This is a genomic window from Cupriavidus ulmosensis, from assembly GCF_977008105.1.
The window spans coordinates 2,857,468-2,883,844 of the sequence record NZ_CDRMWP010000002.1; the positions used below are offsets into that span (position 1 = coordinate 2,857,468).

Genomic DNA, 26,377 nt, shown 5'->3' on the forward strand with positions numbered 1-26,377 from the left:
AACGGCTCCAATACAGTTGTGGAAAGTTGCTTCGGTTGTTTCAATACCTGCGCCAGCCGGGCCGCTTGCGCGCGGCCGGGTGGGCGCCAGTGCCCGGTCAGACCCGCTGCGCGCGCGCGCCGAAGGTCGCCAGGCGCGCCATCACGCGCTGGCTCATCGCGTGCAGCGGTACCACCTCATGCACGCCGCCGGCGGCTATCGCCTCCTTCGGCATGCCGAATACGATGCAGGTGCTCTCGTCCTGCGCCAGATTGTAGGCGCCGGCCTCGCGCATGCGCAGCATGCCCTGCGCGCCGTCGCGCCCCATGCCGGTGAGCATCACGCCGATGGCGTTCTTGCCGGCGTGCTGCGCGGCGGAGTCGAACAGCACCTCCACCGACGGGCGGTGGCGGTTGACCGCCGGCTCCTGCGACAGGTGGGCCACGTAGTTGGCCCCGCTGCGCGCCAGGCGCAGGTGCGAGTCGCCCGGCGCGATGTAGGCGTAGCCCGGCAGCACGCGTTCGCCGTGCTCCGCTTCCTTGACCGTGATGCGGCACAGGCCGTCCAGGCGCTGCGCGAACGAGCGCGTGAAGCCGGCCGGCATATGCTGCACGATCATCACCGCCGGGCAGTCCGGCGGCATCGGCATCAGGAATTCCTTGATCGCCTCGGTGCCGCCGGTGGAGGCGCCGACGATGATCAGCTTTTCCGTGGACAGCAGCGGGCTGCGCAGCATCGGCGCGGCCGGCGCGGCGGCGTCGCCGGCCGGCGCGGGAGACGCCGTGCGCAGGCGCGCGCGCGCCGCGACGCGGATCTTGTCGGCGATGGTGTCGGTGTACTCCATCAGGCCGTCGCGGATGCCGAGCTTGGGCTTGGTGACGAAATCCACCGCGCCCAGCTCCAGCGCGCGCATGGTGATCTCGGAGCCGCGCTCGGTCAGCGAGGACACCATCAGCACCGGCATCGGGCGCAGGCGCATCAGGCGCTCGAGGAAGTCCAGCCCGTCCATGCGCGGCATTTCCACGTCGAGCGTGAGCACGTCCGGGTTCAGGCGCTTGATCAGATCGCGCGCCACCAGCGGGTCGGGGGCGGTGCCCACCACCTCCATGTCGGGCTGGCTATTGATGATCTCCGTCATCAGGCTGCGTATCAGCGCGGAATCGTCCACGCACAATACCTTGATCTTGGCCGCACTCATGTCTTGGAAAATCCTTGTCGGTTCAGGAAGCGGCTGCCGACGGCGAACGCCGGGGAAACAGCTCGGCGCCGCCGGTGGCGGGTGCGGTGGCAATGGCGCGGGCCAGCGCGCGTTCGTTGCGCTCGACCACGACCTGGTCGTCCTGCCGCGTGAGGCGGCGCACCAGCGCCAGCCCGGTCAGTGGGAAATAGCTCACGCGGCGCGCGTGCGGGCCGCGCAGGTCCTGCGCGGCCACGCGCACTTCCTCGGTCTTGAGGTACTTGAGCACGAACTCGGCGTTGCGGTCGCCGATGTTGAGCGTGGTCATGTTGGCCAGCACCGCGCCGCCGCCGAAGACCTTGGCCTCGAGCCGCTCGCGGCGCGCGCCCATCTTGAGCAGGTCGTTGATCAGCACTTCGAGCGCGTAGCTGCCGTAGCGCATCGACGCCGACAGCAGGCGGTCCGCGCCGGCGCCGGCACCGTCGTCGTCGGGCAGCATGAAATGGTTCATGCCGCCCACGCCGGCGGTCTCGTCGCGGATGCAGGCCGCCACGCAGGAGCCCAGCACGGTGGTCAGCACCACGTCCTCGCGCGTCACGTAGTACTCGTTGGGCAGCAGCTTGATGGCCTGCTTGCCGAACTCGCGGTCGAAATAGGTGCGGGTGGCGATCGCTTCCGGCAGGTGGGGGGTACGCATCACGAACCTCCCAGCCGCGCCGACGGCGGCGCCAGCTCGTACACCGTCTGCCCGCGCAGCTGGAACGCGCGCGTGACGTAGGAAAAATTCTCCGAGTGCCCCGCGAACAGCAGGCCGTGCGGCTTGAGCAGCGGCACGAAGCGCTCCAGGATGCGGCCCTGGGTCGGCTTGTCGAAGTAGATCATCACGTTGCGGCAGAAGATCGCGTCGAACTTCTCGCGGATGCCCCAGTCCGGCGCCAGCAGGTTCAGCGGCTGGAAGTCGATGGTGCCCGCCAGGTCCGGCTTGACCTTGACCGCGCCGGCGCGCTGGCCGGTGCCCTTGAGGAAGAAGCGCTTGAGCCGCTCCGCCGACAGCTTGCTGACCTGCTCGGCGGTGTAGACGCCGGCGCGGGCCTTGGCCAGCACCTGGGTGTCGATGTCGGTGGCCAGCACGGTGCCGGCGCGGTCGCCCAGCGCCTCGGCCAGCGTGATGGCGATGGAGTAAGGCTCCTCGCCGGTGGACGCGGCCGAGCACCAGACCGAGTAGGGCCGCCCGATCTTCTTGGCGTGCTCGGCCAGCAGCGGGAAGTGATGCGCCTCGCGGAAGAACGAGGTCAGGTTGGTGGTCAGCGAATTGGTGAAGAACTCCCACTCGTCCGTGCGGTCGTCCGCCTCCAGCATGGCCAGGTAGGTGCCGAAATCGGTGAGCTGCAGCGTGCGCAGGCGCCGCGCCAGGCGGCTGTACACCATCTCGCGCTTGTGGCTGCCCAGCGAGATGCCCGCGCGGCGATGGATCATCGCGCGGATCTTCTCGAAGTCGCGTTCCGTCAACAGGAAGTCCCGCGGCTCGTCGCGCCGCAGCGAGGCGGGCTGCGCCGGCGCGTGGCCGGCGGCGAAGGCGGTGGGGCGGGGCTGCGTCATCTGTTGCCTGCTACGGGATGCTTGATGCTATGGCGGCTGCGGACGGGCTCACGCGAGCTCGGCCTCGACCAGTTCCATCTCGGCGCTGGTCATCAGTTTCTCGATGTCGATCAGGATCAGCATGCGGCCGTCCACGGTGCCGAGGCCGGTGAGGTGCTCGTTGGAGACCGACACGCCGAACTCCGGCGCCGGCTTGATGGCGTCGCCGGTCAGCGTCAGCACGTCGGACACGCCGTCCACCACGATGCCGACCACGCGCCCGGCGATGTTCAGGATGATGACCACGGTCTGGTGGTCGTAGCGCACGTTGCCGAGGCGGAACTTCAAGCGCAGGTCGACGATCGGCACGATCACGCCGCGCAGATTGGTCACGCCCTTGATGAAGTCCGGCGCGTTCGCCAGGCGCGTCACCGCGTCGTAGCCGCGGATCTCCTGCACCTTGAGGATGTCGATGCCGTATTCCTCGCTCCCCAGCGTGAAAACCAGGAACTCCTGCCCCGCGGCTTCGCTTCCGGGGGTATCGATGTGTCCGATGCCGGCCATGATGTGTTGTTCTCCTGAGCGTTAAGCAACGTTATGCAAGTACCGGGTCCTGCCGGCGCACGCCGGTGCGCTGCAGCGCGCCGACGTCCACGATCAGCGCCACGCTGCCGTCGCCCAGGATGGTGGCGGCGGAGATGCAGGGCACCTTGCGGTAGTTGGTTTCGAGATTCTTCAGCACCACCTGGTGCTGGCCGATGAGCTGGTCCACCAGCAGCGCGAAGCGCTTGCCTTCGGCCTGCAGGATCACGGCGATGCCCTGGGTCGGCTCCTGCACGGCTTCGTCCACGTTGAACACGCGGTGCAGTTCCAGCAGCGGCAGGTATTCGCCGCGCACGTGCATCACGCGGTCGTTGTTGGCCGCGGTGTGCACGTCCTCGGGCTTGGGCTGCAGCGACTCCATCACGCAGTTCAGCGGCAGGATGAAGGTTTCCGCGCCGACCTTGACCGACATGCCGTCGAGAATGGCCAGCGTGAGCGGCAGCACGATGCGCGTGGTGGTGCCCTGGCCGGCGCGCGAGCTGACCTCGACGTGGCCGCCCATTTCCTGGATGTTGCGCTTGACCACGTCCATGCCCACGCCGCGCCCGGAGAGATCGGTCACGGCCTCGGCGGTGGAGAAGCCCGGCGCGAAGATCAGTTGCCAGACTTCGTCGTCGCTGATGTTCTCCGACACCGGCAGGCCGTTCTGCACGGCCTTGGCCAGGATCTTGTCGCGGCGCAGGCCGCCGCCGTCGTCGCTGACCTCGATCACGATGTTGCCGCCGTGGTGCTGCGCGGACAGGATCAGCTGGCCGGTCGGCTCCTTGCCGGCGGCCACGCGCTTGTCCGGCGTCTCGATGCCGTGGTCGAGGCTGTTGCGCACCAGGTGGGTGAGCGGGTCGATGATGCGTTCGATCAGGCTCTTGTCGAGCTCGGTGGCCTTGCCGAACGTGACCAGGTCGATCTGCTTGCCGAGCTTGCCGGCGAGGTCGCGCACCAGGCGCGGGAAGCGCGAGAACACGTAGTCCATCGGCATCATGCGGATCGACATCACCGCTTCCTGCAGGTCGCGCGCGTTGCGCTCGAGCTGGCCCATGCCGGAGAACAGGCGGTCGAACAGCACCGGGTCGAGCGCCGAGGCGGTCTGCGCCAGCATCGACTGCGTGATGACCAGCTCGCCGACCAGGTTGATGATCTGGTCCACCTTCTCGGTGGGCACGCGGATCGAGCCGGACTCCTGCGCGTGCGCGGCGGCGGCCGGCGCGGCCTTGGCCTTTTCCTTGGCCGGGGCGGGCGCGGCGGCCGGCGCGGCAGCGGCGGGAGCGGGGGCCGGCGCCGGCGCGGCTGCCGCCGGCGGGGCCGCTTCGGCGGCGGCCGGGGCGGCCGGCGCATCGGCCGCTTCCACCACGATCTGGTCGCCGTCGACGATGAAGCAGCACACCGCGATGATGTCATCGGGGCTGCACTGGGTCGACAGCCACACGGTGAGGTTGGCGCCCTCTTCCTTCTGGCCGGTGATCTCGCCGAGGTTGCCGAGCTCGTCGCGCAGCAGCGCCTGGTCGGCCGCCGAGACGTTGACCAGCGTCACCTTGAGGCCGCCGCCGCCGGCTGCCGGCGCGGGCGCGGCTGCCACCGGGGCCGGCGCGGGCGCCGCGGCGGGCGCGGGCGCGCCGCCGCCGGCGGTCTCCAGCGCCAGTTGTTGCAGGACGGCGCAGATACGCGCCAGCGTTTCCGGATCGGGTTCGGTACCGTTACGGTAGGCGTTGAGCTGATCTTGCAACACGTCCTTGGTTTCCAGAAAAGTGTCGATGATGGTGCGGGACAACGTCAGCTCCCGCCGCCGCGTGCGGTCGAGCAGGTTCTCCAGCAGGTGCGTGGTTTCGGTCAGTGCCGCAAAGCCGAAGGTGGCCGCACCGCCCTTGATGGAGTGGGCCGCGCGGAAGATGGCGTTGAGCTCTTCCGCGTCGGGGGATTCGAGATCCAGCCCGAGCAGCAGCTGCTCCATTTCCACGAGGAGCTCCTCGGCTTCCTCGAAGAAGGTCTGATAGAACTGTGTGATATCGATATCGACAGACATAACCGTCCTGGCTCACTGAAATTGGCGGTGAAGGCCGCCGCCGGCATGGCGGGCGGACTTCATTGAACACGGCTCCTGCTGGCTGGAGCCTGGGCCGGGGGCGCGGCGGGATTGCTTGGTGCGGTGGCGGGCGCGGCCGGCGCTGCGGTGGCCGCGGGCGCCGGGGCCGAGGCCGCGGCGGGCGCGGAGGCGGCGGACAGCTCCGCCTGCATTTCCTTGCCCACCTCGCCCGCCTTGGCCGACACCGTGACCTCGGCGGCGCTGGCGTTCTCGGCCTCGATGCGGGCCTGCGCGCGCTGGTTCAGCACCACGATGCTGATGCGGCGGTTGATCGGCGCCAGCTCGTCCTTCTTGTCTAGCGGCATGGTCGCAGCCAGGCCGATCACGCGCAGCACCTTGCCTTCGTTCATGCCGCCGGCGACCAGCTCGCGCCGCGACGCGTTGGCGCGGTCCGACGACAGCTCCCAGTTGCTGTACGTGCGCTCGCCGTTGGAATAGTTGGCCGCGTCGGTATGGCCCGACAGGCTGACCTTGTTGGGCATCTCGTTGAGCACCGGGCCGATCTCGCGCAGGATGGTGCGCATGTACGGCTCGACCGCGGCGCTGCCGGTGCGGAACATCGGGCGGTTCTGCGTATCCAGGATCTGGATGCGCAGGCCCTCGCTGGTGATGTCCAGCAGCAGCTGCGGGCGGAACTGGCGCAGCACCGGGTTGTTCTCGATGATCTGCTCGAGCCGGTTCTTGAGCGCGCGCAGGCGCTCGCCTTCCTGGCGCTCGCGGGCCTTCTGCGCGGCGTCGTCGGCGCTCTTGCGCACGTCGCCGTCCTGGCGCGTGACGTCCATGCCGCCGCCGGGAATCACGCTCGACGACAGGCTGCTCTTGTTGCCGCCCGCCACCGCCACCTTGAGCGGCGTGCGGAAATACTCCGCGATCTGCACCAGGTCCTTCGGCGTCGACGCGCGCAGCAGCCACAGCACCAGGAACAGCGCCATCATCGCCGTCATGAAGTCGGCGTAGGCAATCTTCCAGCTGTGGTTGCCGTGCGGCTTCGCGTGTTGGCGCGACTTGCGGACGACAATCGGACGCATGTCGTGGGCGTTGCTCATGGCTGTAGCTCCTGCCGCTTAGGTGATGCTCTTGACCTCGCGGACGTGGTCGTCCAGCTCGAGGAAGGAGGGGCGTTCGCTGGAGTACAGCACCTTGCGGCCGAACTCGACGGCCACCAGCGGGGCGTAGCCGTTGAGCGAGGCGAGCAGCGTGACCTTGATGCACTCGTACATCTTGAGGGACTCGGCCACCTGGTGCTCGACGCGCGCGGCCAGCGGCGAGACGAAGCCGTAGGCCAGCAGGATGCCGAGGAAGGTGCCGACCATCGCGTGGGCGATCAGCGCGCCGAGCTCCGCCGGCGGCAGGTCCGCCGAGGCCAGCGCGTGCACCACGCCCATCACCGCGGCGACGATGCCGAAGGCCGGCAGGCCGTCGCCGACGCGCGACAGCGCGTGGGCGGGCACCTCGGCCTCGTGGCGGTAGGTCTCGATCTCGTGGTCCATCAGGGCCTCGATTTCGAAGGCATTCATGTTGCCGTTGACCATCATGCGCAGGTAGTCCGTGAGGAACTCCATCATGGCCGGGTCGGCGAGGATGCGCGGATACTGGCTGAACACGCTGCTGGCCGCGGGGTCCGCGATTTCCTTCTCGAGGAACAGGATGCCTTCGCGGCGGGCCTTGGACAGCAGCACGTACAGCAGCGCCATCACTTCCATGTACAGCGCCTTGCTGTACTTGCTGCTGCGGAACAGCGTCGGCAGCGCGCGCAGGGTGGCCTTGATGGCCTTGCCGTTGTTGGAACTGATGAACGCGCCGATTGCGGCACCGGCGATGATGACCAGCTCTGCCGGTTGATAAAGCGCGCCCATATGGCCACCGGTCATGGCGTATCCACCAAGCACCGCCGCCATCACGACAACATAGCCAATTACAACTAGCACGATCGATTCCCCGTCAGTAAAACACGCCAGGCACGCACAAGGCTCGCCCGGCCGGGATGGGCGCAAGCGCGCCCGCCCCGCCCTGGGGCTCACCGGCCGCGCAACCTGTCGTCGGGCCCGGGACTCCGGGTCAGGCGACGGCTTGCACGGGCGCGACGTCCTTCGAGAGCTTCTTCGCCTTGCCGGCGCGCGACGGTGGTCGGCACAGGCTGCACACGAAGTTCGCATGCGGCTCGTATGCGTGTGTCACGAACTGGCCGCCGCAGCAGGTGCAGCTGGAAAGCTGCAGCATGTTGCTCTCGAAAAACCGTACTAACGTCCAAGCACGGGTGAAACTTAAGACAATTTCGCTGCCGAGCAGCGATACGTGCTCGAGATAGAGGCGATAACTGGCCACCACCGCGCGGATGCCGGCCGTCTCGCCCTGCTGGACCATGAACTGGTAAGCCGAGAAAAACAGCGAGGAATGGATGTTCGGCAACCAGGTGGTGAACCAGTCGGTCGAGAACGGGAGCATGCCCTTGGGCGGCGAGGCGCCGCGCAGCTCCTTGTAGAGGCGGATCAACCGGTCGCGCGAGAGCGTGGTCTCGGCTTCGAGCACCTGCAGGCGCGCCCCCAGGCCGATCAGCTCGATGGCGAGCTGGGTCTGGTTGGCGTCCTGCAGCACGCTCTTGCGGTTGGGTACGGGAGCGGCCGTGAAGCTCCGGGCTGGCTGGGCTTGCAGGAGCGCGGTCAATTGAGCGACTCCACGGGTTGCCGCGCGAGCAGGATGGCAGCATGGATCTGCTGCATGTCGTGACTCTTGGCCGTGTGGGTGAGCGTCGACAGCAACGCATGGTCATCGAACCGGAAACGGCACAAGACCATGTTGGACGCTGCCAACTTGACGAGCTGGGCCGGTGTCAGCTTGGCGAGAATGTCGGCAATTTCCTTGCTGACGCCAAGCCGGAACATGGCTTCCAGATGGTTTTCGCGCACCAGGCGTTGCGCGAGCAGCAGATAGGCGAGATTGACCTCCCTGATCTCCTGGAGAACTTCACTGCTTTCCAATTTTTCCCCGCTACCAAAAACCCGTCGACCGCTTGTCCGGCGCTTACCCGCAGCACGGGGCTGAAGGCGACCAGATCGTTTGTGTGCGTGTGCGACGGGTACTGCGTACGACAAAGGAACTGCGCTTGGTCAGACTTATCTCGAACGTTACAAGTGTTACAGAGTGTAAGTAAGACTGTGAGAGTTATATCGGCAATTGGACCGGGCTGCCAATCCCCTCTAACGTTGGGTCAATCAAATGTCGCACGAAACATACATGGGATGCGAAGTTTGTAACAAGTCACCGATTTGTCATGTGATTTGCATCAAATCTGTTACCCATATGTAACAGAAGAAAGCCTCTAAAATGCACGATGCGTTACCTCCTGGACAGTGCCGAAGCCGGCGGAAACCACGGCGAAGTGGCGCCCGCGGGGGGGTGTAGTCGCATTCCTCTATTGACCGCCCGGCACTCATTGCAGTAGCGCCCGGCGCAGCCACGCCGCCACGCGCGCGAACAGGTCGTCGGGCTCCTCGCGGAACAGGTGCGGGCAGGTCTGCTCGACCTGCTCCATGACGCGCGCGGTCTCCTCCGCGTTCACGGTGCCGTACTCCAGCGCGAGCGCCAGCAGCGCGCGCAGCTCGCCCAGGCGCGCGCGCGCGGCGCCTGCGCCGCGTTCGGTCTGCACCCGGTACATGACGTCGTAGACGCGGCTACGCAGGCTCTCCGCCACGCGCCACGCCGGCGTCTGCATCTGCTCCTCCAGCACGCGGATGTCCACCGCGGAGCTGGCCAGCTGCGAGGCCAGCGGCTCGACGAAGGCGAGATCGGCGCCGGCATCCTCCAGGATCTGCCGCGACCACTCGCGCGCGCGCGTCAGGCGCTCCTGGGGCGTCCATTCGTAGCGCACCGCGAGGCCGTAGCCGAAGCGCTGGGCGTCGCGCATGAGCGTGGCCATCGCGTTGGGCAGCTGCTTGTTGAAGACGCGCTTGGCCCAGGCGTATTCGCCGCCGGAAAGCAGGCGCGTGACGGCGCGCTCGGTCAGCGGGCCGTCGTGGTGAAGCAGGCGGGCACGCAGGAAATCGTCGAAATCCGGCGGCGTGAATTCGCTGTCGAGCCCGGCGGAGAGCTTGACGAAATGGTCGAACTCGGCGCGCAGCTTGGCGGCGGCTTCGTCGGGCAACGCGAGTGAGATTTCCGTTGTCATGGGGTCCAGTGCTGACGTGGGCGCCGCGCGGCGCCGCCGCCGGCCGCGCCGGCATGCGTCGCCGCCCGAGGCCGGTGCCTCGGGTTATGGCCTCAGAAAGCGCTCCAGTCGCCGTTGTCCGACGCGGCTAGGGCGGGACGCGCCGGGCGCGCCGGCGCCGGCGCGGGGGCTTCCTGCGCGTCTTGGTCCGCGTGCGCGGCGTCGCCGTCGTCCAGTTCCTCGGCAACCGCGGCGGGCGCCGCCAGGCGGGTCGGCTCGACCCGGCGCAGCACCGCCGGCGCCTTGGCGCGCGGCGCTTCCGCGCGGCTGGCGGCGGCCTGCGCCTCGGCCAGGCGGAAGTTGGCCACCGAAGCCTGCAGGCGCGAGGCCTGGTCTTCCAGCGAGCCGGCCGCGGCGGCGGCCTCTTCGACCAGCGCCGCGTTCTGCTGCGTGACCTCGTCCATCTGCGCCACGGCCTTGTTGACCTGCTCGATGCCCGAGCTCTGCTCGGCCGAGGCCGCGCTGATCTCGCCCATGATGTCGGTCACGCGCTTGACCGCCTGCACGATCTCGCCCATCGTCTTGCCGGCCTGGTCCACCAGCGCCGAGCCGTTTTCCACGCGCGCCACCGAGTCGCCGATCAGGCCCTTGATTTCCTTGGCGGCGTTGGCGCTGCGCTGCGCCAGGCTGCGCACCTCGCCGGCCACCACCGCGAAGCCGCGGCCCTGCTCGCCGGCGCGCGCCGCTTCCACCGCGGCATTGAGCGCCAGGATGTTGGTCTGGAACGCAATGCCCTCGATCACGCCGATGATGTCGACGATCTTCTTCGATGCATCGTTGATCTCGTCCATCGTCTGCACCACGCGGCCGACCACTTCGCCGCCCTTCACGGCGGTCTCCGAAGCGTTGGCGGCCAGCCCGCTGGCCTGGCGCGCGTTGTCCGCGTTCTGGCGCACCGTGCTGGTCAGCTCTTCCATGCTCGACGCGGTTTCCTCCAGCGAGGCCGCCTGCTGCTCGGTGCGCTGCGACAGGTCGCTATTGCCCGCGGCGATCTCGCGCGAGGCCGAGGCGATCGATTCGGCCGAATCCTTGAAGTCGCGCAGCGTGGCCGACAGTTGCTGCTGCATCTGCTTCATGGCGTGCAGCAGGCTGGTCTTGTCGCCGCCGCGCAGCTTGACCTCGCCGGAGAAGTCGCCGCCGGCGATGCGCGCGGCGATGGCCGCCGCATAACCGGGCTCGCCGCCGAGCTGGCGCGACAGCGTGCGGGCCAGGAAGGCGCCCAGCGCCACCGAAAGCGCCAGCGCGCCCAGCACCATGCCCAGCATCCACAGGCGCGAGGTCTGGTAGACGCCGCGCGCTTCTTCCATGTTGGCCAGCGCGCGCTCGTCGCGGCGCTTGACCATGTTGGCCATCACGTCCTCGAGCGCGCGGCTGTCCTTGATCAGGTCGGCGCTTTCCGTGAACACCTGGCTTTCGAACTGCGAGGTGTCGAGCGGCTGCTTGTTCACCAGCGTCACGTAGGCGCCGATGCGCTGGCGGTAGGCCGGCAGCAGGGTGTCGAACTGCTTGAGCATGGCCTGGCCTTCGGGCTGCGTGAAGGCGACGCGCGCGCCCTTCATGCGCTCGTCGAGCGCGGCCAGCGCTTTCTCGATCTGTTCCTTCTCGGCGGCGCGCTCGCCCATCGTCGAGGCGGACAGCAGCGCGATCTGCGCGCGGCTGGAATAGAGCAGGTCGATGTTGGCGCCCTGCACGCCCTTGAGCGACTGCAGGTCATCGTGGTAGATCTTGCCGGTCCAGTCGGCCATGCGCCCCATGTTGACGACGCCAAGCAACCCTATCACCGCGCCGATGAGCGACACGACCAGAAAGCCAGCGACCAGCTTGGTCGTGACGCGTAGCTGATTGAACCATTGCATGCAGACTACCTCTTTTCTCTGAATGACTTGACCAGATGCCTGCCTGTCCTGGCCGGCGGATGCCGGCCACCGCGGAACGGCGGCGCTATTTCTTGTTTTCCAGAACCAATGTTTTCAGACCGACCACTTCAGCCGGAGGCTGGCCGGCGCCGGGCTGCCGCCCCGCGCCGGCCTCGACCTGCCGGGTACATCCCTTGCATCCCTCAAATCCCTCGAATCCCTTGAATTTCGTACATCCCCGCACTGCTTGCCGGCGGGCTCGCCATGACCCGCCCGCCCCGCGCCGCGCGAGCGGCCGTCAGCCAGCCATCAGCCGCGGCTCGCCCTGCCCCGTGCCACGCGCCGCCCGCACGGGGCGCGGCTCGGGACGCAGGCTCACGCGGAACGTGGCCACCGCATCGCGCAGGCGCTTGGCCTGATCTTCCAGCGAGCCGGCCGCGGCTGCGGCCTGCTCCACCAGTGCCGCGTTCTGCTGCGTCACCTCGTCCATCTGGGCCACCGCCTCGTTGACCTGCTCGATGCCCGAGCTCTGCTCGGCCGAGGCCGCGCTGATCTCGCTCATGATGCCGGTCACGCGCTCGACCGCCTGCACGATCTCGTTCATGGTCTTGCCGGCCTGGTCGACCAGCGCCGAACCATGTTCCACGCGCGCCACCGAGTCGCCGATCAAACCCTTGATTTCCTTGGCGGCGTTGGCGCTGCGCTGGGCCAGCCCGCGCACCTCCCCGGCCACCACCGCGAAGCCGCGGCCCTGCTCGCCGGCGCGCGCCGCTTCCACCGCGGCATTGAGCGCCAGGATGTTGGTCTGGAACGCAATGCCTTCGATCACGCCGATGATGTCGACGATCTTCTTCGACGCCTCGGTGATCTCGTCCATCGTCTGCACCACGCGGCCGACCGCTTCACCGCCCTTCACCGCGGTTTCCGAGGCGTTGGCGGCCAGCCCGGTGGCCTGGCGCGCGTTGTCCGCGTTCTGGCGCACCGTGCTGGTCAGTTCTTCCATGCTCGACGCGGTTTCCTCCAGCGACGCCGCCTGCTGCTCGGTGCGCTGCGACAGGTCGCTGTTGCCCGCGGCCACCTGGCGCGTGGCGGAGGAAATGCTCGACATGCCTTCCTGGATCTCGCCGACCACCGACAACAGGCTGCGCTGCATGGTGCGCATGGCGCGGGACAGCGCGCCCATTTCGTCGGACGCGCGATAGTCCAGGTGGGTGGTGAGATCGCCCGCGCCCAGGCGCAGGGCGAAGTCCAGCATGTCGCGCACCGGCTTGTTCACCCGCGCCAGCAACAGCGAGCCGGCCACGAACGACGACACCACCGCCAGCGCGAAGCCGCCCCACAGCCACGGCCGCAGCGCGCCCGCGCCGTCGCCGGCCAGCAGCTCGAACGCCGCCAGCGCGGCCAGGAACCACACCAGCCCCGCCGCCTGCGACAGCACGATGCGGCGCCGGATCGTGACCTTGCGCAGCCGCCCGAACAGCCCGAACAGCCCGCGGCGCACCACCGCGCCGTTGCGCACGGCCAGGCGGCGGCCCTGGTCCTCGCGCAGGCGCGCATAGGCGGCCTCGGCCGCCTCGACCTGCTCGCGCGGCGGCATCGCGCGCACCGAGGTGTAGCCCACCAGCTGGCCGTCGGCCACTGTCGGCGTGACGGTGGCGCTGACCCAGTAGAAATCGCCGTTCTTGCGGCGGTTCTTGACGATGCCCACCCACGAGTGGCCAGCCTGGATGGTCTGCCACAGGTCGGCGAAGGCCGCGGCCGGCATGTCCGGGTGGCGCACCAGGTTGTGCGCGGCGCCGAGCAGTTCCTCGGCCGCGAACCCGCTGGTCTCGATGAAGGCGCGGTTGGCGAACGTGATGCGTCCCTTCAGGTCCGTGCGGGAGATGAGGTAGTCGTCCGGGGAGAGCTTGAACTCCCGGTTGGTAACAGGCTGGTTATTTCGCATGACTGGAGAAACTGCGTGGATCGGGCTGGCGGCGGAACAAGGTGCCGCTCAGGCGGCGACGGCGGCTTCGAGTGCCGCGAGCTCCTCGGTGTCCAGCAGTTTCTCGATGTCGACCAGGATCAGCATGCGGTCCTCGACCGAGCCGATGCCGCGTATGTATTCGGTTTCGCCGGAAAGCTGCGGAGCCTGGCGGACCTGGCCCGCGCCCAGCGTCAGCACGTCGGACACGCCGTCGACCACGATGCCGGTGGTCTGCTGGTGCAGCTCGACGATGATCACCACCGTGTACTGGTCGTAGGCGATCTTGGCCTGGCGGAACTTGATGCGCAGGTCGATGATGGGCACGATCAGGCCGCGCAGGTTGATCACCCCCTTGAGGTAATCGGGCGCGTTGGCGATCTGCGTGACGTTCTCGTAGCCACGGATCTCCTGCACCTTGAGGATGTCGATGCCGTACTCCTCGCCGCCCAGCCTGAAGGCGAGGAATTCCTCGCCCGTCCCTTCTGTCGTCTTGTTCGCGCTTTTCATTGTCTGGCTCCGCATGCCGGCTCCGGCCCCGGGGCGTCGCCAAAGCCCGGGCCGGCCAGCCCGCGGGCGGGCAGCCAGCCGAGACCCGGTGCGCCGGGGCACGAATGTCGTTTAGTGCTTAACGGCAGCCGCGGGCGTGGCTGAAGGGTAACAATGACAAAGCATTTACCCCACCTTCGTAGGGTCCAGCAGCGCGCCCACGGCCTCCATGAGCTGGTCGGGGTCGAACGGCTTGGCCAGGAAGCCCGATGCGCCGGCCACGCGCGCCTGCTCGCGCACCTGGCCGTCGGCCTCGGTGGTCAGCATCAGCATGGGGATGGCGGCATAGGCGCCGGTGGCCCGCAGCGTGCGGATCAGGGTCAGGCCGTCGGTGCCGGGCATGACCTGGTCGGTCACGAGCATGCCGAAGGACGCCGCCTGCGCCATTGCCAGCGCCTCGCCGCCGTCGGCGGCCTCGGACACGGCGTAGCCGCCGGTGCGCAGGCAGGCGCCGATCATGCGGCGCAAGGAGGGGGAATCGTCGACGACGAGGATGTGAGGCAAAGACATGGCGGCTCCGTTGACAGCACGATGGTGAGTCCACGGACGCGGCGATCTGGCGTGGTGGACCGGGGTTCGTTCCTGCCCTGGGCGGCATGCGCCCGGCGGACGCCCTGCGCGTTGTGGCATGCGCCGGCGACGAGGCAGAGACTGGCGCCGCGCCGCCGGCAAGGCCGGTGCGAAAGGCGCCCCTGCGGGGCATATCGGCAGCCGCGGCGAAATCCGTAGGCCGAATGCGGGCCGGCGCGCGCGATTGTGCGCGGCGGCGGCGGATTGCCCCGGCGTGCGGCCCTGCATGCCCCCGCATGCCCCCTGCATGCCGCCCGCGCGCCGTCCGCCTGCCGCCGTCAGCGAGTGCCCGATAACCGATCGCCGGAAATCCGCTTACCCTACCTGCATGGGGTGCAGCAGGCCGCCGCGGGTGGGCATACTACGACGCCTGCTGCAGGATGCACCCCGCGCTTGCCGTGCCAGGCAAAGGCCCGCGGCGCCCACAAAATGGGCGCCGCGGCTTGATCGGAACCTCACCATGTCGAATTTGCCAGGCCCCCCGTGGCACCAGCGCGAGGTACCGGAAACGCGCCGCCCCGACAAGCTCACGGTGTTCGTGCAGGGCGCGCCGGATGCCCTGCTGGCGCCGCTGCCCGATTTCGGCGGGCGGCTGCAATGGCTGTCGCGGCGCCCGCGCCAGCCGGCCGACGCGCAGATCGTCATCGCCGAGCGCCAGATCGGCGCCACGCTGGCGCAGCGCCTGCGCTCGCTGCGCCATCCCGAGCGGCTGGTGCTGACCGTGCTGGTGGACGGCACCACAGCCGCCGCGGCCGGCTGCGGCCCGGTCGTGCCCACCACCGCCGAGGCGCTGCCGCGCACCTTGCAGCTGCTGGCCTCGGTGCTGTTCGCGCCGGTGCTGGAAGACGGCCCCATGCCGCTGTCGTGGCAGGACGTGCACGCGGTGGCGAGCCGCGACGCGGTCGGCCTGGCGCTGCACCTGGACACCGGCGCCGAGTCCTGCATGGCGGACGAGCTGCTGCTGCAGCTGGCGCGCTTCCACGGGCGCACGCGCATCGAGCCCGAGGCGCTGCTGGCCAGCATCTACCTGCCGCGCGGGCTGCCCTCGCTGGTGGCGTGCAGCCAGCAGCTGCGGCGCCTGGGCGCGGTCACGGGCCACCATTGCGAGACCCGCTTCGCCCTACTGGTGCCCGAGAGCGGGCGCTTCACCCGCCTGCTGGCCCTGTTCCCGCCGGGCGGCGCGCTGCCGGAGCCGTTCACGCCGCGGCGCTGAGCGCGCGGCCGGCAGGCCGGCGCGGCGTTCAGGCCGCCGACATCAGCTCCGCGAAGGCGCCGGCATCGAGCGGCAGCGACAGCAGGTAGCCCTGCACCTCGTCGCAGCCCATCGCGGCGAGGATGTCCATCTGCGAGTTCGATTCCACCCCTTCTGCCACCACGCGCATGCGCAGCTCGTGCGCCAGCGCCACCATCGAGCCGACGATGGCGCGGCCCTGCGCGTCCACGTCGAGCCCGCCGATCAGCGTGCGGTCGATCTTCAGGGTGCCCACGCGCAGCCGCTTGAGGTAGCCCAGGCTGGAGTAGCCGCTGCCGAAATCGTCGAGCGCCACGTGGATGCCGAGCGCCTGCAGCTCGACCAGCGTCTCGAGCGACTGCGCGATGTCCTTCATCGCCGCGGTCTCGGTGATCTCCAGCGTGACGGCCGACGGCGGGATGTCGTGCTGGTGGATCTGCTCGAGCAGGTATTGCGGGAAGTCGCGGCTGGCGAAGCGCAGGCCGGAGACGTTGATGGCCACCGGCACGGTCGGGATGCCGGCGTCCTGCCATTGCCGGATCTGCCGGCAGACCGTGGCGATGACCCAGTCGTCGAGCTTGTCGATCTGCCCGGACTGCTCCGCCACGCTGATGAACTCGGCCGGGTTGACCACGCCGAGCGTGGGATGGCGCCAGCGGCACAGCGCCTCGGCGCCCACCACGGCGCGCTGGCGCACCTCGAACTTGGGCTGGTACTGCAGCGAGAGGCTGTCGTCCTGGATCGCCAGCCAGAGGTCGCGCCGGATCACGCGCATGCGCCGGGCGCGCTCGCCGGCCGCGGAGTTGAACACGCGGACCTGGTTGGAGCCGCTCTCGCGCGCCTCGGTCAGGCTCACGCGCGCGGCCTGCATCAGCGCCTCGGAGGTCTGGGCGTCGCGCGGGTAGATGGCGATGCCGATGTTCACGCCGATCTGCATCTGCAGGCCGCGCGCGGCCACGAACTCCGCCAGCGAGCCCAGCAGGCGCGAGCCGAGCTCGTTGGCGCGGCTCTGGTGCACCAGCTCGGGCACGCCCACGGCGAACTCGTCGCGCGCCAGGCGGGCGAGGAAATCGTGCGGCTCCAGCGCGGCCTGCGCCAGCGCGCCGGCATCCTGCGCCAGGATGTCGTCGGCCCGCACCTCGAAGACTTCGTCGACCTCGCGGAAGTCGGCGATATGCACCAGCAGCACGGCGCAGCCGGTCTCGGCCAGCCGCGCCTGCGCGATCGACTGGTCGAGCCAGCGCGCGAAGGCGCTGCGGTCGGGCAGGTCGGTGCTCACGCTGTACTCGCCGACCGTGCCCTGGCCGCGCGCGGCGGTGCGCACGGTCAGGCGGCCCGGGATGCGGCCGCGCCGGCGTACCGGCAGGGTGCTGGCGACGGGCACCGGGCCGGCCGGCAATTCCTCCGGCGGCTCGTCCTGCATGCCGGCGCTGGCGCCGCCGCTGTAGCCGGAGGCGGTGGCGAGATGCCAGCCGCTCGGGTTGGCGCGGCGCAGCCAGAAGAAGCCCAGCGACAGCGCCGCCAGCGCGCCCACGGCCAGCCACGCCGGCTGCACCGCGCCGCGCGGATCGGCGCACAGCGCCGACAGGCGCGAGCCGCCGCCGCACAGCGTGCTCAGGCGGGCGCCCGCGGCCACCACCACGCCGGCGCCCGCCAGCGCGGCCAGCAGCACGCCGCCGCGCAGCGGCGGCAGGTGGCGGCGCAGCCAGGGAATGGCCAGCGCCACCGCCACCGTCGCGGCCAGCGCGGTGGTGGTCTGCACCACGCCGTGCGAGAAGCGCAGGCTGCCCGAGGCCACCACGACCCACAGCGGCAGGCCGACCGAGGCCGGCGACAACAGCAGGAACGCCCAATGCAGCGACCTGGCGGGACCGCGTGCCAGCTCCCGGTCCGGCTTGGCTGCACGTATGCCCAGCCCGACCGCGAGGCCAAAGAGAGCAGCGAGCAGCAGAAGGCTAGCACTCATGTCGATAAGGAAGCTGGGCAAGAATTGAGAGCGATGATGACGCGACGATGCGGTCGATGCGGCGCGAGACCCGCATCATCGCATCACGCAGGCGTCCCCGAAAAGGAAAACGGCTGCGGTCGCGCCGGCATGGGTCAGAACGCGCTCCAGTCGTCGCCGCCAGCGCCACCCGCGCCGGCCGCGAGCACCGGCACCCGCGCGGGCGGCGCCACGCGCCGGACCAGCTCGCGCCGCGCGGGCGCGGCGGGCTGGAGCCGGGGGGCGCGCGCTGCCGGCGCGGCGGCGCGCGGGGCCGCCGCCGGGGCGGTCACCGCATGGCCGACCGTATGGCTGACGGCGGGGCCGGCGCCCTGGCCGGCGGCGAGCCGGAACACGGACACCACGCCGTTGAGCTTCTGCGCCTGTTCTTCCAGCGCGCCCGCGGCGGCGGCAGCTTCTTCCACCAGCGCGGCGTTCTGCTGCGTGGCCTCGTCCATCTGCGAGACCGCCTGGTTGACCTGCTCGATGCCGCTGGTCTGCTCCTGCGTGGCCGCGCCGATCTCGTTCATGATGTCGGTCACGCGCTTGACCGCGCTGACGATCTCGCCCATCGTCTGGCCGGCCTCGGCCACCAGGCGCGTGCCGCTTTCCACGCGCTGGCCGGATTCGCTGATGAGCGCCTCGATCTCCTTGGCGGCGCCGGCCGAGCGCTGGGCCAGGCTGCGCACCTCGCCGGCCACCACGGCGAAGCCGCGGCCCTGCTCGCCGGCGCGCGCGGCTTCCACCGCGGCGTTGAGCGCCAGGATGTTGGTCTGGAACGCAATGCCCTCGATCACGCCGATGATCTCCACCACCTTGCGCGACGAGCCGTTGATCTCGTTCATGGTATCGACCACGCGGCCCACCACCTCGCCGCCCTTGAGGGCGATCTGCGAGGCGTCGCCGGCGAGCTGGCCGGCCTGGCGCGCGTTGTCGGCGTTCTGGCGCACCACCGTGGTCAGCTCTTCCATGCTGGCGGCGGTCTGCTCGAGCGAGGAGGCCTGCTCCTCGGTGCGCTGGGACAGGTTGAGGTTGCCGGAGGCGATCTGGCCGGTGGCCGCGGCGATCGAGTCGGTGCCGCCGCGCACCTGCGCGACGATGTTGGAAAGGCTGTCCTGCATCGACGCGAGCGCCTGCATCATGCGGCCGATCTCGTTGCGCGACACATTGACGATGCGCGAGGTCAGGTCGCCGCCGGCCATGCGCTCGAACACCGACAGCGCTTCCTCGACCGGCCGCACGATGGCCCGGTGCAGCGCCAGCGTGGACAGCGCGGCCACCACCAGGCCGAGCGCGATCAGCGCGAACGACAGCATGCGCACGCTCTGGAAGCCGGACTGGGCGAGATTGAAGTTCTCCTCGCCGGTGCGGAACTGGTAGCCCTGCAAGGCCTCGTAGGCCGTCGCCAGGCTGCGCTGCATGTCGGGCAGCTCGTTCTTGGCGAGGGCCAGCGCCTGCTCGGCGTTGTTCTCCAGCAGCGCCTTCTGCAGGGGCTTGATGCCCTTTTCCATGAAATCGCGGCGCTTGCGGTCCACCTCGTCCGCCAGGGCCTTTTCCTCGGCGCTCTGCGGCAGCGCGGCGTAGCGCTTCCATGCGGCATCGGCGCTGTCGACGAAGGTCATCGAGCGGTCCACCACCGCCTTGCCTTCGCCGCCGGCGCCCGGCATCACGCCGCGGTCCAGCGCCAGCCGCATGCGGGTGGTGCCGAGCATGGTCTCGCTCAGCGCCTGGGCCGAGGCAAGCTGGTTGCCATAGGTTTCCTGGAGTGCTGCGTTGCTGCTGGATATGCCATGCAGGCCGGCCGCGCCGACCAGCACGAGCAGGACCGACAACAATGCCATCGCCCCGCGCAGCAAGGTCTTGATCTGAATATTGTTATGGAACGACATAAAACACCCGATACGGTAAGGAACGCGCGGGACCTCCTCCGGCCCCGGCCCGGCGGATCGACACCCCTGCGATCCGCTCACGGCAAATAACGGCGAGCCGCCGAGAATCCTTGAGAAGGTGCGGTGCGCGCCACGCCGCTTATGCGCCGCTCTCCGATTCCACTTGAAATGCCTCCCCAGTGGCGAAAAACGCCCCGCCGGCAAGATAGTGGATCGAGCGGTGTTCGTTATCCGGAAAATGCCAGCGGCCCGCCGAAAACGCTGCCGCGTCGGCCCAGGCGGCCACGACCTCGGCGATGAACAGATCATGGCGCGCCGCATTATGCGGCTCGGGGATCACCCGGCATTCGAGCCAGCCGAGGCAGCCCGCCAGCAGCGGCGCGGCGATTTCCCGCGCGGGGAACGTGGACAAACCCGCGGCGGCGAACTTGTCGGCCTCGCGGCCGGAGCGCGAGCCAACCGCCAGCGTGGCGCCCGCCTGCGCGCGCGCCGGGATGTTCAGCGCGAACTCGCCCGACGCTTCCACCAGTTCGCGCGTGAGCGTGCGCGCATCGATCACCACCGCCACCTTGGCCGGCTGGAAGTCCAGCGGCATGGTCCAGGAGGCGGCCATGACGTTGCGCCGCCCGCCGTGCGCGCTGGTGACCAGCGTCACCGGCCCGTGATTGAGCAGCCGGTAGGCCTTGGGCAGTTCCACGGGAACGAAGCCGGCCGGCGCGGCGGCCGCGGCGTTGATCGGATCGGATGACATGGCAGCGTGGTGGCGAAGGATGGATGGGCGCGCGAAACGGACCGCTATTGTTACAGCAAACGCACCCGGAGGCGATGGCCAATACCCAGCAGGGGTATTTCCCCCTGCCGGCGGGACAAAAACATGCAAATGAGCCGGGTCTCATTTTTCCGCCGCGCGGCGCCGCGCCGAAAATGCCCGGCGGCGCCGCGACCGGAGATTGGCGCGGAAGTTCATTAATTTGACACGGGCGCCGATTTATCGGAATTCTCTTTCTGCCGACATGGGCATATGCAGGATCGCCACACCCCGTTATAATCGTCCCACTCTCACCCGCTCACCAGTAAATCGAGGCTCGTAATGGCGACTTATCAGGAAATTGTTCAGAAAATCAGCGAACTCCAGAAGCAGGCCGAGGAAATCAAGGCGCGCGAGCAGGCGACCGTCATTGCCGATATTCGCGAGAAAATCGAGCAATATGGCCTGACCGCCGACGATCTCGGCTTCGGCACCAAGCCCGCCGCCAGCAAGAAGGCCACCCGCAAGGTGCCGGTGCGCTACCGCGACAGCGCGGGCAACACCTGGACCGGCCGCGGCAAGCGCCCGGGCTGGCTGACCCAGGCGCTGGCCTCCGGCAAGAACATCGACGACTTCCTGATCTGAACCAGGGTTTCGCCGCAGGCATGAAAACGGCCGGGCCAGCGCCCGGCCGTTTTTTATTGCCCGCCGGCGCGGCTCAGCCGGCGAAGCCGAGCGGGTTCATCGACTGCCAGCGCCACGAGTCCTCGCACATGCGGTCGATGTCGTGCCTGGCCTGCCAGCCGATCAGCGCGTGCGCCAGCGCCGGGTCGGCATAACACGAGGCGATGTCGCCCGGGCGGCGCGCCACGATCTCGTACGGCACCGGCCGGCCGCTGGCGCGCTCGTAGGCCGCCACCACTTCCAGCACGCTGTAGCCGCGGCCGGTGCCGAGATTCACGGTCAGGCACTGCTGCTTGTCGCGCAGGTAGACCAGCGCGTCGAGGTGGCCGGCGGCGAGGTCGCACACGTGGATGTAGTCGCGCACGCCGGTGCCGTCCGGGGTCGGGTAGTCGCCGCCATACACCATCAGCTTCTCGCGCCGGCCGCCGGCGACCTGCGCCACGTAGGGCATCAGGTTATTGGGCACGCCGCCCGGGTCTTCGCCGATCAGGCCGCTCTCGTGCGCGCCCACCGGATTGAAATAACGCAGGTAGGCAATGCGCCACGACGGGTCCGAATGCTCCAGGTCGCGCAGGATCTGCTCGCCCATCAGCTTGGTCTGGCCGTAGGGATTGGTGGCCGACAGCGGAAAGTCCTCGAGGATCGGCACGGCATGCGGATTGCCATAAACCGTGGCCGACGAGCTGAACACCAGCTGCTTCACGCCGGCCGCGTTCATTGCCGAGCACAGCGTGAGCAGGCCGCCGAGATTATTGCCGTAATAATCGAGCGGCTTGGCGACCGATTCGCCCACCGCCTTGAGCGCGGCGAAATGAATCGCCCCGGTGATGCGGTGCTCGGCGAACAGGCGGTCCAGCAAGGCCCGGTCGCGCACGTCGCCTTCGACAAAATCCGGGCGCTGCCCGGTTATCCGCGCCAGTCGCTCCACCACCTCGCGGTTGCTATTGCAGAGATTATCCAGGCCGATCACGCGATAGCCGGCTTCGAGCAGGGCCACCCAGGTGTGCGAGGCGATATAACCGGTAGCTCCCGTGAGCAGCAAGGTTTCAGACATGGCGATTCATCGGTAAGTTGAGAAAGAGGCGAAACGGGCGCGGCAACGGCGCCGGCCCTGGCTGCCGCGCCCGCTCCTGCCCGGCATGCGGCAATGAGCACCAGCAAGCGGGGCCGGCGGCGCGGCGAGGCGGGTAAGCATATCAGGCCGCATCGGGCACGCGCGTGACGGCGCCCGCATGCCGCGCCGGCGGCTGGCCCGAGCGGGCCTGCCACGCTTCGAACGCGGCCCGCAGGCGCCAGCCGGATTCCAGGTCGCGCATGCCGAGGCGCTGCGCCACCTCGGCCGGGCTCGCGCCGGCTTCGAAGTGCAGCGCGCAGCAGGTGTTGCGCAGCGTCTGCGGCGAGGCGCGCTCGCTGCGCCCCGCCAGCACGCCGGCTTCGTCGAGCAGGATCTCGACGCGGCGGTACAGCGAGGCGGCGTGCAGCGGCCGGCCCGCCGGCGTGGCGGGGAAGACCAGTTCGCCGAGCGTGTCCGCGGCCGCGCGGACCGTCAGCCACGCCAGCAGCGCGGCGCGCGCGAAGGCGAAGACCGGCGCCTCGTAGGCGCGGCCGTTGTCGGCGCGCACCAGGCGCAGCGCGCGGGCGTCCGGCGCGATGCTCTGCGCGCGCAGGTCGCGGGCTTCGCCCACCTTGAGGCCGGCGCCCAGCAGCACCGCCACCAGCGCGGTGTCGCGCGCGCGCTTCCACTGCGTCGGCGACGGCATGCCGGCGTCCTTGCCGTCCTGGCCGTCGTTCGCGCGCGGCGGCGCCGGCGCCAGCACGCGGGCGATCACGATGTCCCGCTCGGCGGGCAGCAGGAATGCCGTGGGATCGTTCTCGCCTTCGGCCAGATGCGCGCGCACGGCCTGGCTGGCGGGGTTGTGCAGGCCGCCCTGCAACCGCGACAGATGATGGAACACGCGCTCGATCAGGCGCGCGTAGCGATAGCGGTGATGCTTGTGCAGGTCCTGCTCGTCGAGGAACGCGCCGATCTGCTCGGCCGACCACGCCAGCGGCGCCACGCCGCGCTCGCCCGACCAGCGCAGCAGCTTGCCCCACATGGCGCGGTAGACCACGGCGGTGCCGTGGCGGAAGCCGTGGCTGGCCAGCCAGCCGTCGAAGGCGCGCTCGGGCTGGGCACGCCAGGCGGCCAGGTCCGCATCGAACAGCGCCGGGGGCGGCCCGTCTGCGCGCATGTTGGTCTTCACTTGCGCTCCTGCGTTGGTTTGCGGCAATGGCGGTATTGTAGACAAGACGCCACAAAACACCGAGCCCCGCGACATGCGAACGCGGCGGCCGGGCGCAGCGGGCGGCATCCGCCGCGAATTTGGCGGGCCGGCGGCATGCAGCCAGTTGCATTCGCGCGCGCGGGCTGCTACCTTTCACCTGATCTCTCATGCAACTGGTTGCATAGAGACGACGGCGAACCGATATTCCGATGCCTGGGATATCCGATACCCGATACCCGATACCGAAGAACGATGCCGGGGCGGCCCGCCCGCCCCCGGCCAACCCGGAGAAGACACTTGACCCAAGCAACGCTGTCGGCGGCGGCGCAGGCCTCGCTGGCCATCTGGCACCGCATGATCGCCACCCATTCGATGGACGAGCTGGACGGCATCGTCGCCGACGAGGTCGTCTTCCATTCGCCGGTGGCGCACACGCCCTACCCGGGACGCGCCGCGCTGCGCATGGTGCTCGAGACCGTCAACCAGGTCTTCCAGGATTTCCGCTACCACCGCGGCTTCGTCGGCGACGACGGCCGCAGCGTGGTGCTGGAATTCAGCGCGCGCGTGGACGGCAAGGCGGTCAAGGCCATCGACATGATCCGCTTCGACGCCAACGGCAGGATCGACGACTTCGAAGTCATGGTCCGCCCCAAGAGCGGCCTCGACGCGCTGGCCGCGGCGATGGGCGCGCGGCTCGCCGGCCAGACCTCGGTCCTGCACGGCGCCTGAGCGGCGCCGCCATCCCGGCCACCAACCCTTTCCGATCCGGTCCCCGGACCTAACCTTGCGCTAAAGACCATGTCACTTCCCGCCATCCTCCAGAACCGCCTGTCCCTGCCGGTGGTATGCTCGCCGCTGTTCATCATCTCCAACCCCGACCTGGTCATTGCCCAGTGCAAGGCCGGCGTGGTGGGCTCCTTTCCCGCGCTGAACGCGCGCCCGGGCCCGGTGCTCAACGACTGGCTGGACCGCATCACCACCGAGCTGGCCGAGCACGACGCCCGCCACCCGGACCGCCCGGCCGCGCCGTTCGCGGTCAACCAGATCGTGCACAAGTCCAACGACCGCCTGGACCACGACCTGGAGCTGTGCGTGCGCTACCAGGTGCCCATCGTCATCACCTCGCTGGGCGCGCGCAAGGAAGTCAACGACGCGGTGCATTCCTACGGCGGCATCGTGCTGCACGACATCATCAACAACACCTTCGCGCGCAAGGCCATCGAGAAGGGCGCGGACGGCCTGATCGCGGTGGCCGCCGGCGCCGGCGGCCATGCCGGCACCTTGTCGCCGTTCGCGCTGCTGCACGAGATCCGCGAGTGGTTCGACGGCCCGCTGCTGCTGTCGGGCGCCATCGCCAGCGGCGACGGCATCCTCGCCGCGCAGGCCGCGGGCGCGGACCTGGCCTACGTGGGCTCGGCCTTCATCGCCACCGAGGAGGCCAACGCGCAGGCCGGCTACAAGCAGATGATCGTGGACAGCAGCGCGTCCGACATCGTCTACTCCAACCTGTTTACCGGCGTGCACGGCAACTACCTGCGCCAGAGCATCGTCAATGCCGGGCTCGACCCGGAAGCGCTGCCGCAGTCGGATCCGTCCAAGATGAACTTCGGTTCGGGCAGCGCCAAGGCGTGGAAGGACATCTGGGGCGCCGGCCAGGGCGTGGGCGCGGTCAAGCGCGTGGTGCCGGCGGCCGAACTGGTGCGCCGCTTCGCCGAGGAATACGCGCTGGCGCGCCGCCGCCTCGGGCTGGCCCCGCACACCGCCGGCGCCACCGCCGCGGCCGACCTGGCCTGATCTAGCGTCCTCGCAGCCGCGGGCGCCTCGCGCGCCGGGCTGCGCCTTTCCTTTCAGGCGGCGCCGCCCGGCTGCGCCAGCAGCGGCAGCAGGTCCTCGGCCCACGCCACCCAGTCTTCCTCGTAGCGGATGCCCCGGCGCAGCAGCGCATGCTGCAGGCGCTGCGCGCGCGTCGGCTCGGCCGCGGCAAAATCGCGCACCTCGATCCTGCGGTAGGTCTCCAGCCGCTCGCGGTGCATCTCGATCAGGCGCGCCATTTCCGGGCCCAGGCCGAGCGGCCCGATGACCGCGTCGGCGCGCAGCCTGACCAGGATCTCGTCGCGCGCGTCCAGCCCGTTGGCGGGCTCCAGCACCCAGCGCGCCAGTTCGTCGCGCCCCGGCGGCAGCACGAAATACACCTTCTTGCGGTTGCGCGCGTCGCCCTCGCTCTCCTGCGCGGCGATCCAGCCGTTCTGCGCCATGCGGCCCAGCTCGCGGTAGATCTGCTGGTGCGTGGCATGCCAGAAATAGCCGATCGAGCGGTCGAAGCGGCGTGCCAGTTCATAGCCGGACGACGGTTTTTCCAACAGGGAAGTCAGGAGGGCGTGCTGGACGGACATGCAAGAAGGGGTGACGTGGAGGCCGCCCGGCGGGCGATTCGCGCGGGCCGCGTGGCCTGGATGGCCGGCATGGCAACCGTCTATGTTAGCGCAAAGCCGCGCGCGCACGGCACGCGGCGCGCTGTCCGCCACCGGCCGCGCGGCGGGGCCGGCACCCCGCGCGCGGGCCGATCATTGCGCGATATATGACAAATTGAAGCGTCGACCACACCCAGAATTAAAAAATACGAAATAGCATTTTGCGACCCGCTGCCATACATTTGCAGACATAGCCATTTTTGCATGGCCCGTGCCGCTATTCGGCCACGGCGCGGGGCATGCGAATCCATCGATCGGGAGTCGTCCATGCCAGGACAAAAAGATTACGCCGAAGACCGGGATGTCCCTTGGGAAGCCGACGGCGACGGACCTGCGGCACCGCCCGCGCAGGCCGCCTCGATGCCGGTGTACTACCGCCTGCCGGACACGCCGGAAGGCCACCATATCAAGGAATACGCCAGTGGCCTGCGGCAGCTGGTGCGCTTCGTGGGCGTCGAAGAACAGGTCGTCAAGTACAGCCTCGGCTGAAACAGCCCCGGCGCAAGAGCGCGAAGACATGCGTCCGTGACGCTTTCTTGTCTCCTCCTGC

At 69.2% G+C, this 26,377-nt stretch carries 26 protein-coding genes; 6 read left to right on the forward strand and 20 right to left on the reverse strand.

The genetic code is table 11. From position 1 onward, the window contains the following. Positions 1–97: 97 nt before the first annotated feature. From ACWTPI_RS32350 to ACWTPI_RS32415, 14 genes are all read right to left on the reverse strand, one after another. Positions 98–1,177, reverse strand: a complete 1,080-nt coding sequence (locus ACWTPI_RS32350) for a protein-glutamate methylesterase/protein-glutamine glutaminase (RefSeq protein ID WP_454733813.1) — start codon at positions 1,175–1,177, stop codon at positions 98–100. A gap of 22 nt (positions 1,178–1,199) precedes the next feature. Further along, positions 1,200–1,853, reverse strand: coding sequence for a chemoreceptor glutamine deamidase CheD (gene cheD / locus ACWTPI_RS32355; protein WP_020205573.1), 654 nt, complete (start codon positions 1,851–1,853; stop codon positions 1,200–1,202). Then, positions 1,853–2,755: a CheR family methyltransferase gene (locus tag ACWTPI_RS32360; RefSeq protein WP_059415742.1), complete on the reverse strand. Its 903-nt coding sequence runs from the start codon at positions 2,753–2,755 to the stop codon at positions 1,853–1,855. Before ACWTPI_RS32360 ends, cheD begins: the two co-directional genes overlap by 1 nt. A gap of 48 nt (positions 2,756–2,803) precedes the next feature. Beyond that, positions 2,804–3,298 carry a chemotaxis protein CheW gene (cheW, locus tag ACWTPI_RS32365; protein ID WP_020205571.1) on the reverse strand — a complete coding sequence of 165 codons (495 nt, stop codon included), beginning with the start codon at positions 3,296–3,298 and terminating at the stop codon, positions 2,804–2,806. A 31-nt stretch (positions 3,299–3,329) separates the two neighbouring features. Further along, on the reverse strand, positions 3,330–5,354 hold the full coding sequence (gene cheA, locus ACWTPI_RS32370; protein ID WP_059415744.1) for a chemotaxis protein CheA: 2,025 nt from the start codon (positions 5,352–5,354) through the stop codon (positions 3,330–3,332). Positions 5,355–5,413: 59 nt separating this feature from the next. After that, positions 5,414–6,460 (reverse strand): flagellar motor protein MotB, encoded by a 1,047-nt coding sequence (gene motB / locus ACWTPI_RS32375; RefSeq protein WP_059415746.1) that lies wholly within the window; start codon positions 6,458–6,460, stop codon positions 5,414–5,416. 18 nt (positions 6,461–6,478) lie between these two features. Further along, entirely contained in the window at positions 6,479–7,342 is an 864-nt protein-coding gene (motA, locus tag ACWTPI_RS32380; protein WP_029044407.1) for a flagellar motor stator protein MotA, read from the reverse strand. Positions 7,343–7,472: 130 nt separating this feature from the next. Further along, complete coding sequence (gene flhC / locus ACWTPI_RS32385) at positions 7,473–8,078, reverse strand: flagellar transcriptional regulator FlhC (protein ID WP_029044406.1); 606 nt, start codon at positions 8,076–8,078, stop codon at positions 7,473–7,475. Further along, complete coding sequence (gene flhD / locus ACWTPI_RS32390) at positions 8,075–8,392, reverse strand: flagellar transcriptional regulator FlhD (protein ID WP_006162633.1); 318 nt, start codon at positions 8,390–8,392, stop codon at positions 8,075–8,077. The genes flhC and flhD overlap by 4 nt, the downstream gene beginning before the upstream one ends. Positions 8,393–8,844: 452 nt before the next feature. After that, positions 8,845–9,579, reverse strand: a complete 735-nt coding sequence (locus tag ACWTPI_RS32395; protein WP_029044405.1) for a DUF4088 family protein — start codon at positions 9,577–9,579, stop codon at positions 8,845–8,847. A gap of 92 nt (positions 9,580–9,671) precedes the next feature. Beyond that, a complete protein-coding gene (locus ACWTPI_RS32400) occupies positions 9,672–11,474 on the reverse strand; it encodes a methyl-accepting chemotaxis protein (RefSeq protein ID WP_059415748.1) in 1,803 nt (600 codons plus the stop codon). Between the two features lie 298 nt (positions 11,475–11,772). Next, a complete protein-coding gene (locus ACWTPI_RS32405; RefSeq protein ID WP_059415749.1) occupies positions 11,773–13,419 on the reverse strand; it encodes a methyl-accepting chemotaxis protein in 1,647 nt (548 codons plus the stop codon). 48 nt (positions 13,420–13,467) lie between these two features. Continuing rightward, the gene (locus ACWTPI_RS32410; RefSeq protein WP_020206750.1) at positions 13,468–13,947 is read right to left on the reverse strand and encodes a chemotaxis protein CheW; all 480 of its coding nucleotides are present in this window, start codon (positions 13,945–13,947) and stop codon (positions 13,468–13,470) included. 165 nt (positions 13,948–14,112) lie between these two features. Next, the gene (locus ACWTPI_RS32415; RefSeq protein WP_029044404.1) at positions 14,113–14,496 is read right to left on the reverse strand and encodes a response regulator; all 384 of its coding nucleotides are present in this window, start codon (positions 14,494–14,496) and stop codon (positions 14,113–14,115) included. A 520-nt stretch (positions 14,497–15,016) separates the two neighbouring features. On the opposite strand from ACWTPI_RS32415, the gene ACWTPI_RS32420 reads away from it, so the two are divergent. After that, positions 15,017–15,769 carry a hypothetical protein gene (locus ACWTPI_RS32420; protein ID WP_454733814.1) on the forward strand — a complete coding sequence of 251 codons (753 nt, stop codon included), beginning with the start codon at positions 15,017–15,019 and terminating at the stop codon, positions 15,767–15,769. 28 nt (positions 15,770–15,797) lie between these two features. Here ACWTPI_RS32420 and ACWTPI_RS32425 read toward each other — a convergent pair whose 3' ends face one another. The 3 genes from ACWTPI_RS32425 to ACWTPI_RS32435 all read right to left on the reverse strand — a co-directional run bounded on the left by ACWTPI_RS32425 (position 15,798) and on the right by ACWTPI_RS32435 (position 20,411). Beyond that, a complete protein-coding gene (locus ACWTPI_RS32425) occupies positions 15,798–17,753 on the reverse strand; it encodes a putative bifunctional diguanylate cyclase/phosphodiesterase (protein WP_454733815.1) in 1,956 nt (651 codons plus the stop codon). Between the two features lie 134 nt (positions 17,754–17,887). Further along, on the reverse strand, positions 17,888–19,660 hold the full coding sequence (locus tag ACWTPI_RS32430) for a methyl-accepting chemotaxis protein (protein WP_454733816.1): 1,773 nt from the start codon (positions 19,658–19,660) through the stop codon (positions 17,888–17,890). Between the two features lie 139 nt (positions 19,661–19,799). Further along, positions 19,800–20,411: a flavin reductase family protein gene (locus ACWTPI_RS32435; RefSeq protein WP_454733817.1), complete on the reverse strand. Its 612-nt coding sequence runs from the start codon at positions 20,409–20,411 to the stop codon at positions 19,800–19,802. Here ACWTPI_RS32435 and ACWTPI_RS32440 point away from each other — a divergent pair. Together ACWTPI_RS32440 and ACWTPI_RS32445 are read left to right on the forward strand one after the other, a co-directional pair. Further along, entirely contained in the window at positions 20,405–20,635 is a 231-nt protein-coding gene (locus ACWTPI_RS32440) for a hypothetical protein (protein ID WP_454740820.1), read from the forward strand. The genes ACWTPI_RS32435 and ACWTPI_RS32440 overlap by 7 nt on opposite strands. Positions 20,636–20,750: 115 nt before the next feature. Further along, positions 20,751–21,053 (forward strand): H-NS histone family protein, encoded by a 303-nt coding sequence (locus tag ACWTPI_RS32445; RefSeq protein ID WP_020206694.1) that lies wholly within the window; start codon positions 20,751–20,753, stop codon positions 21,051–21,053. 73 nt (positions 21,054–21,126) lie between these two features. Here the strand turns inward: ACWTPI_RS32445 and galE are convergent, their stop codons facing one another. Together galE and ACWTPI_RS32455 are read right to left on the reverse strand one after the other, a co-directional pair. Next, a complete protein-coding gene (gene galE, locus ACWTPI_RS32450; protein WP_020206695.1) occupies positions 21,127–22,146 on the reverse strand; it encodes a UDP-glucose 4-epimerase GalE in 1,020 nt (339 codons plus the stop codon). A gap of 142 nt (positions 22,147–22,288) precedes the next feature. Beyond that, positions 22,289–23,323: a tyrosine-type recombinase/integrase gene (locus ACWTPI_RS32455; protein WP_454734056.1), complete on the reverse strand. Its 1,035-nt coding sequence runs from the start codon at positions 23,321–23,323 to the stop codon at positions 22,289–22,291. 285 nt (positions 23,324–23,608) lie between these two features. Between ACWTPI_RS32455 and ACWTPI_RS32460 the strand changes: the two genes are divergently transcribed. Both ACWTPI_RS32460 and ACWTPI_RS32465 read left to right on the forward strand, forming a co-directional pair. Beyond that, positions 23,609–24,085 carry a nuclear transport factor 2 family protein gene (locus ACWTPI_RS32460; protein WP_370552888.1) on the forward strand — a complete coding sequence of 159 codons (477 nt, stop codon included), beginning with the start codon at positions 23,609–23,611 and terminating at the stop codon, positions 24,083–24,085. Positions 24,086–24,154: 69 nt separating this feature from the next. Beyond that, the gene (locus ACWTPI_RS32465) at positions 24,155–25,150 is read left to right on the forward strand and encodes an NAD(P)H-dependent flavin oxidoreductase (protein WP_454733819.1); all 996 of its coding nucleotides are present in this window, start codon (positions 24,155–24,157) and stop codon (positions 25,148–25,150) included. A 53-nt stretch (positions 25,151–25,203) separates the two neighbouring features. On the opposite strand, the gene ACWTPI_RS32470 is transcribed toward ACWTPI_RS32465, so the two are convergent. Beyond that, on the reverse strand, positions 25,204–25,749 hold the full coding sequence (locus ACWTPI_RS32470; RefSeq protein WP_454733820.1) for a PadR family transcriptional regulator: 546 nt from the start codon (positions 25,747–25,749) through the stop codon (positions 25,204–25,206). Between the two features lie 345 nt (positions 25,750–26,094). Between ACWTPI_RS32470 and ACWTPI_RS32475 the strand changes: the two genes are divergently transcribed. Then, on the forward strand, positions 26,095–26,316 hold the full coding sequence (locus tag ACWTPI_RS32475) for a hypothetical protein (protein WP_029044391.1): 222 nt from the start codon (positions 26,095–26,097) through the stop codon (positions 26,314–26,316). Positions 26,317–26,377: the final 61 nt, after the last annotated feature.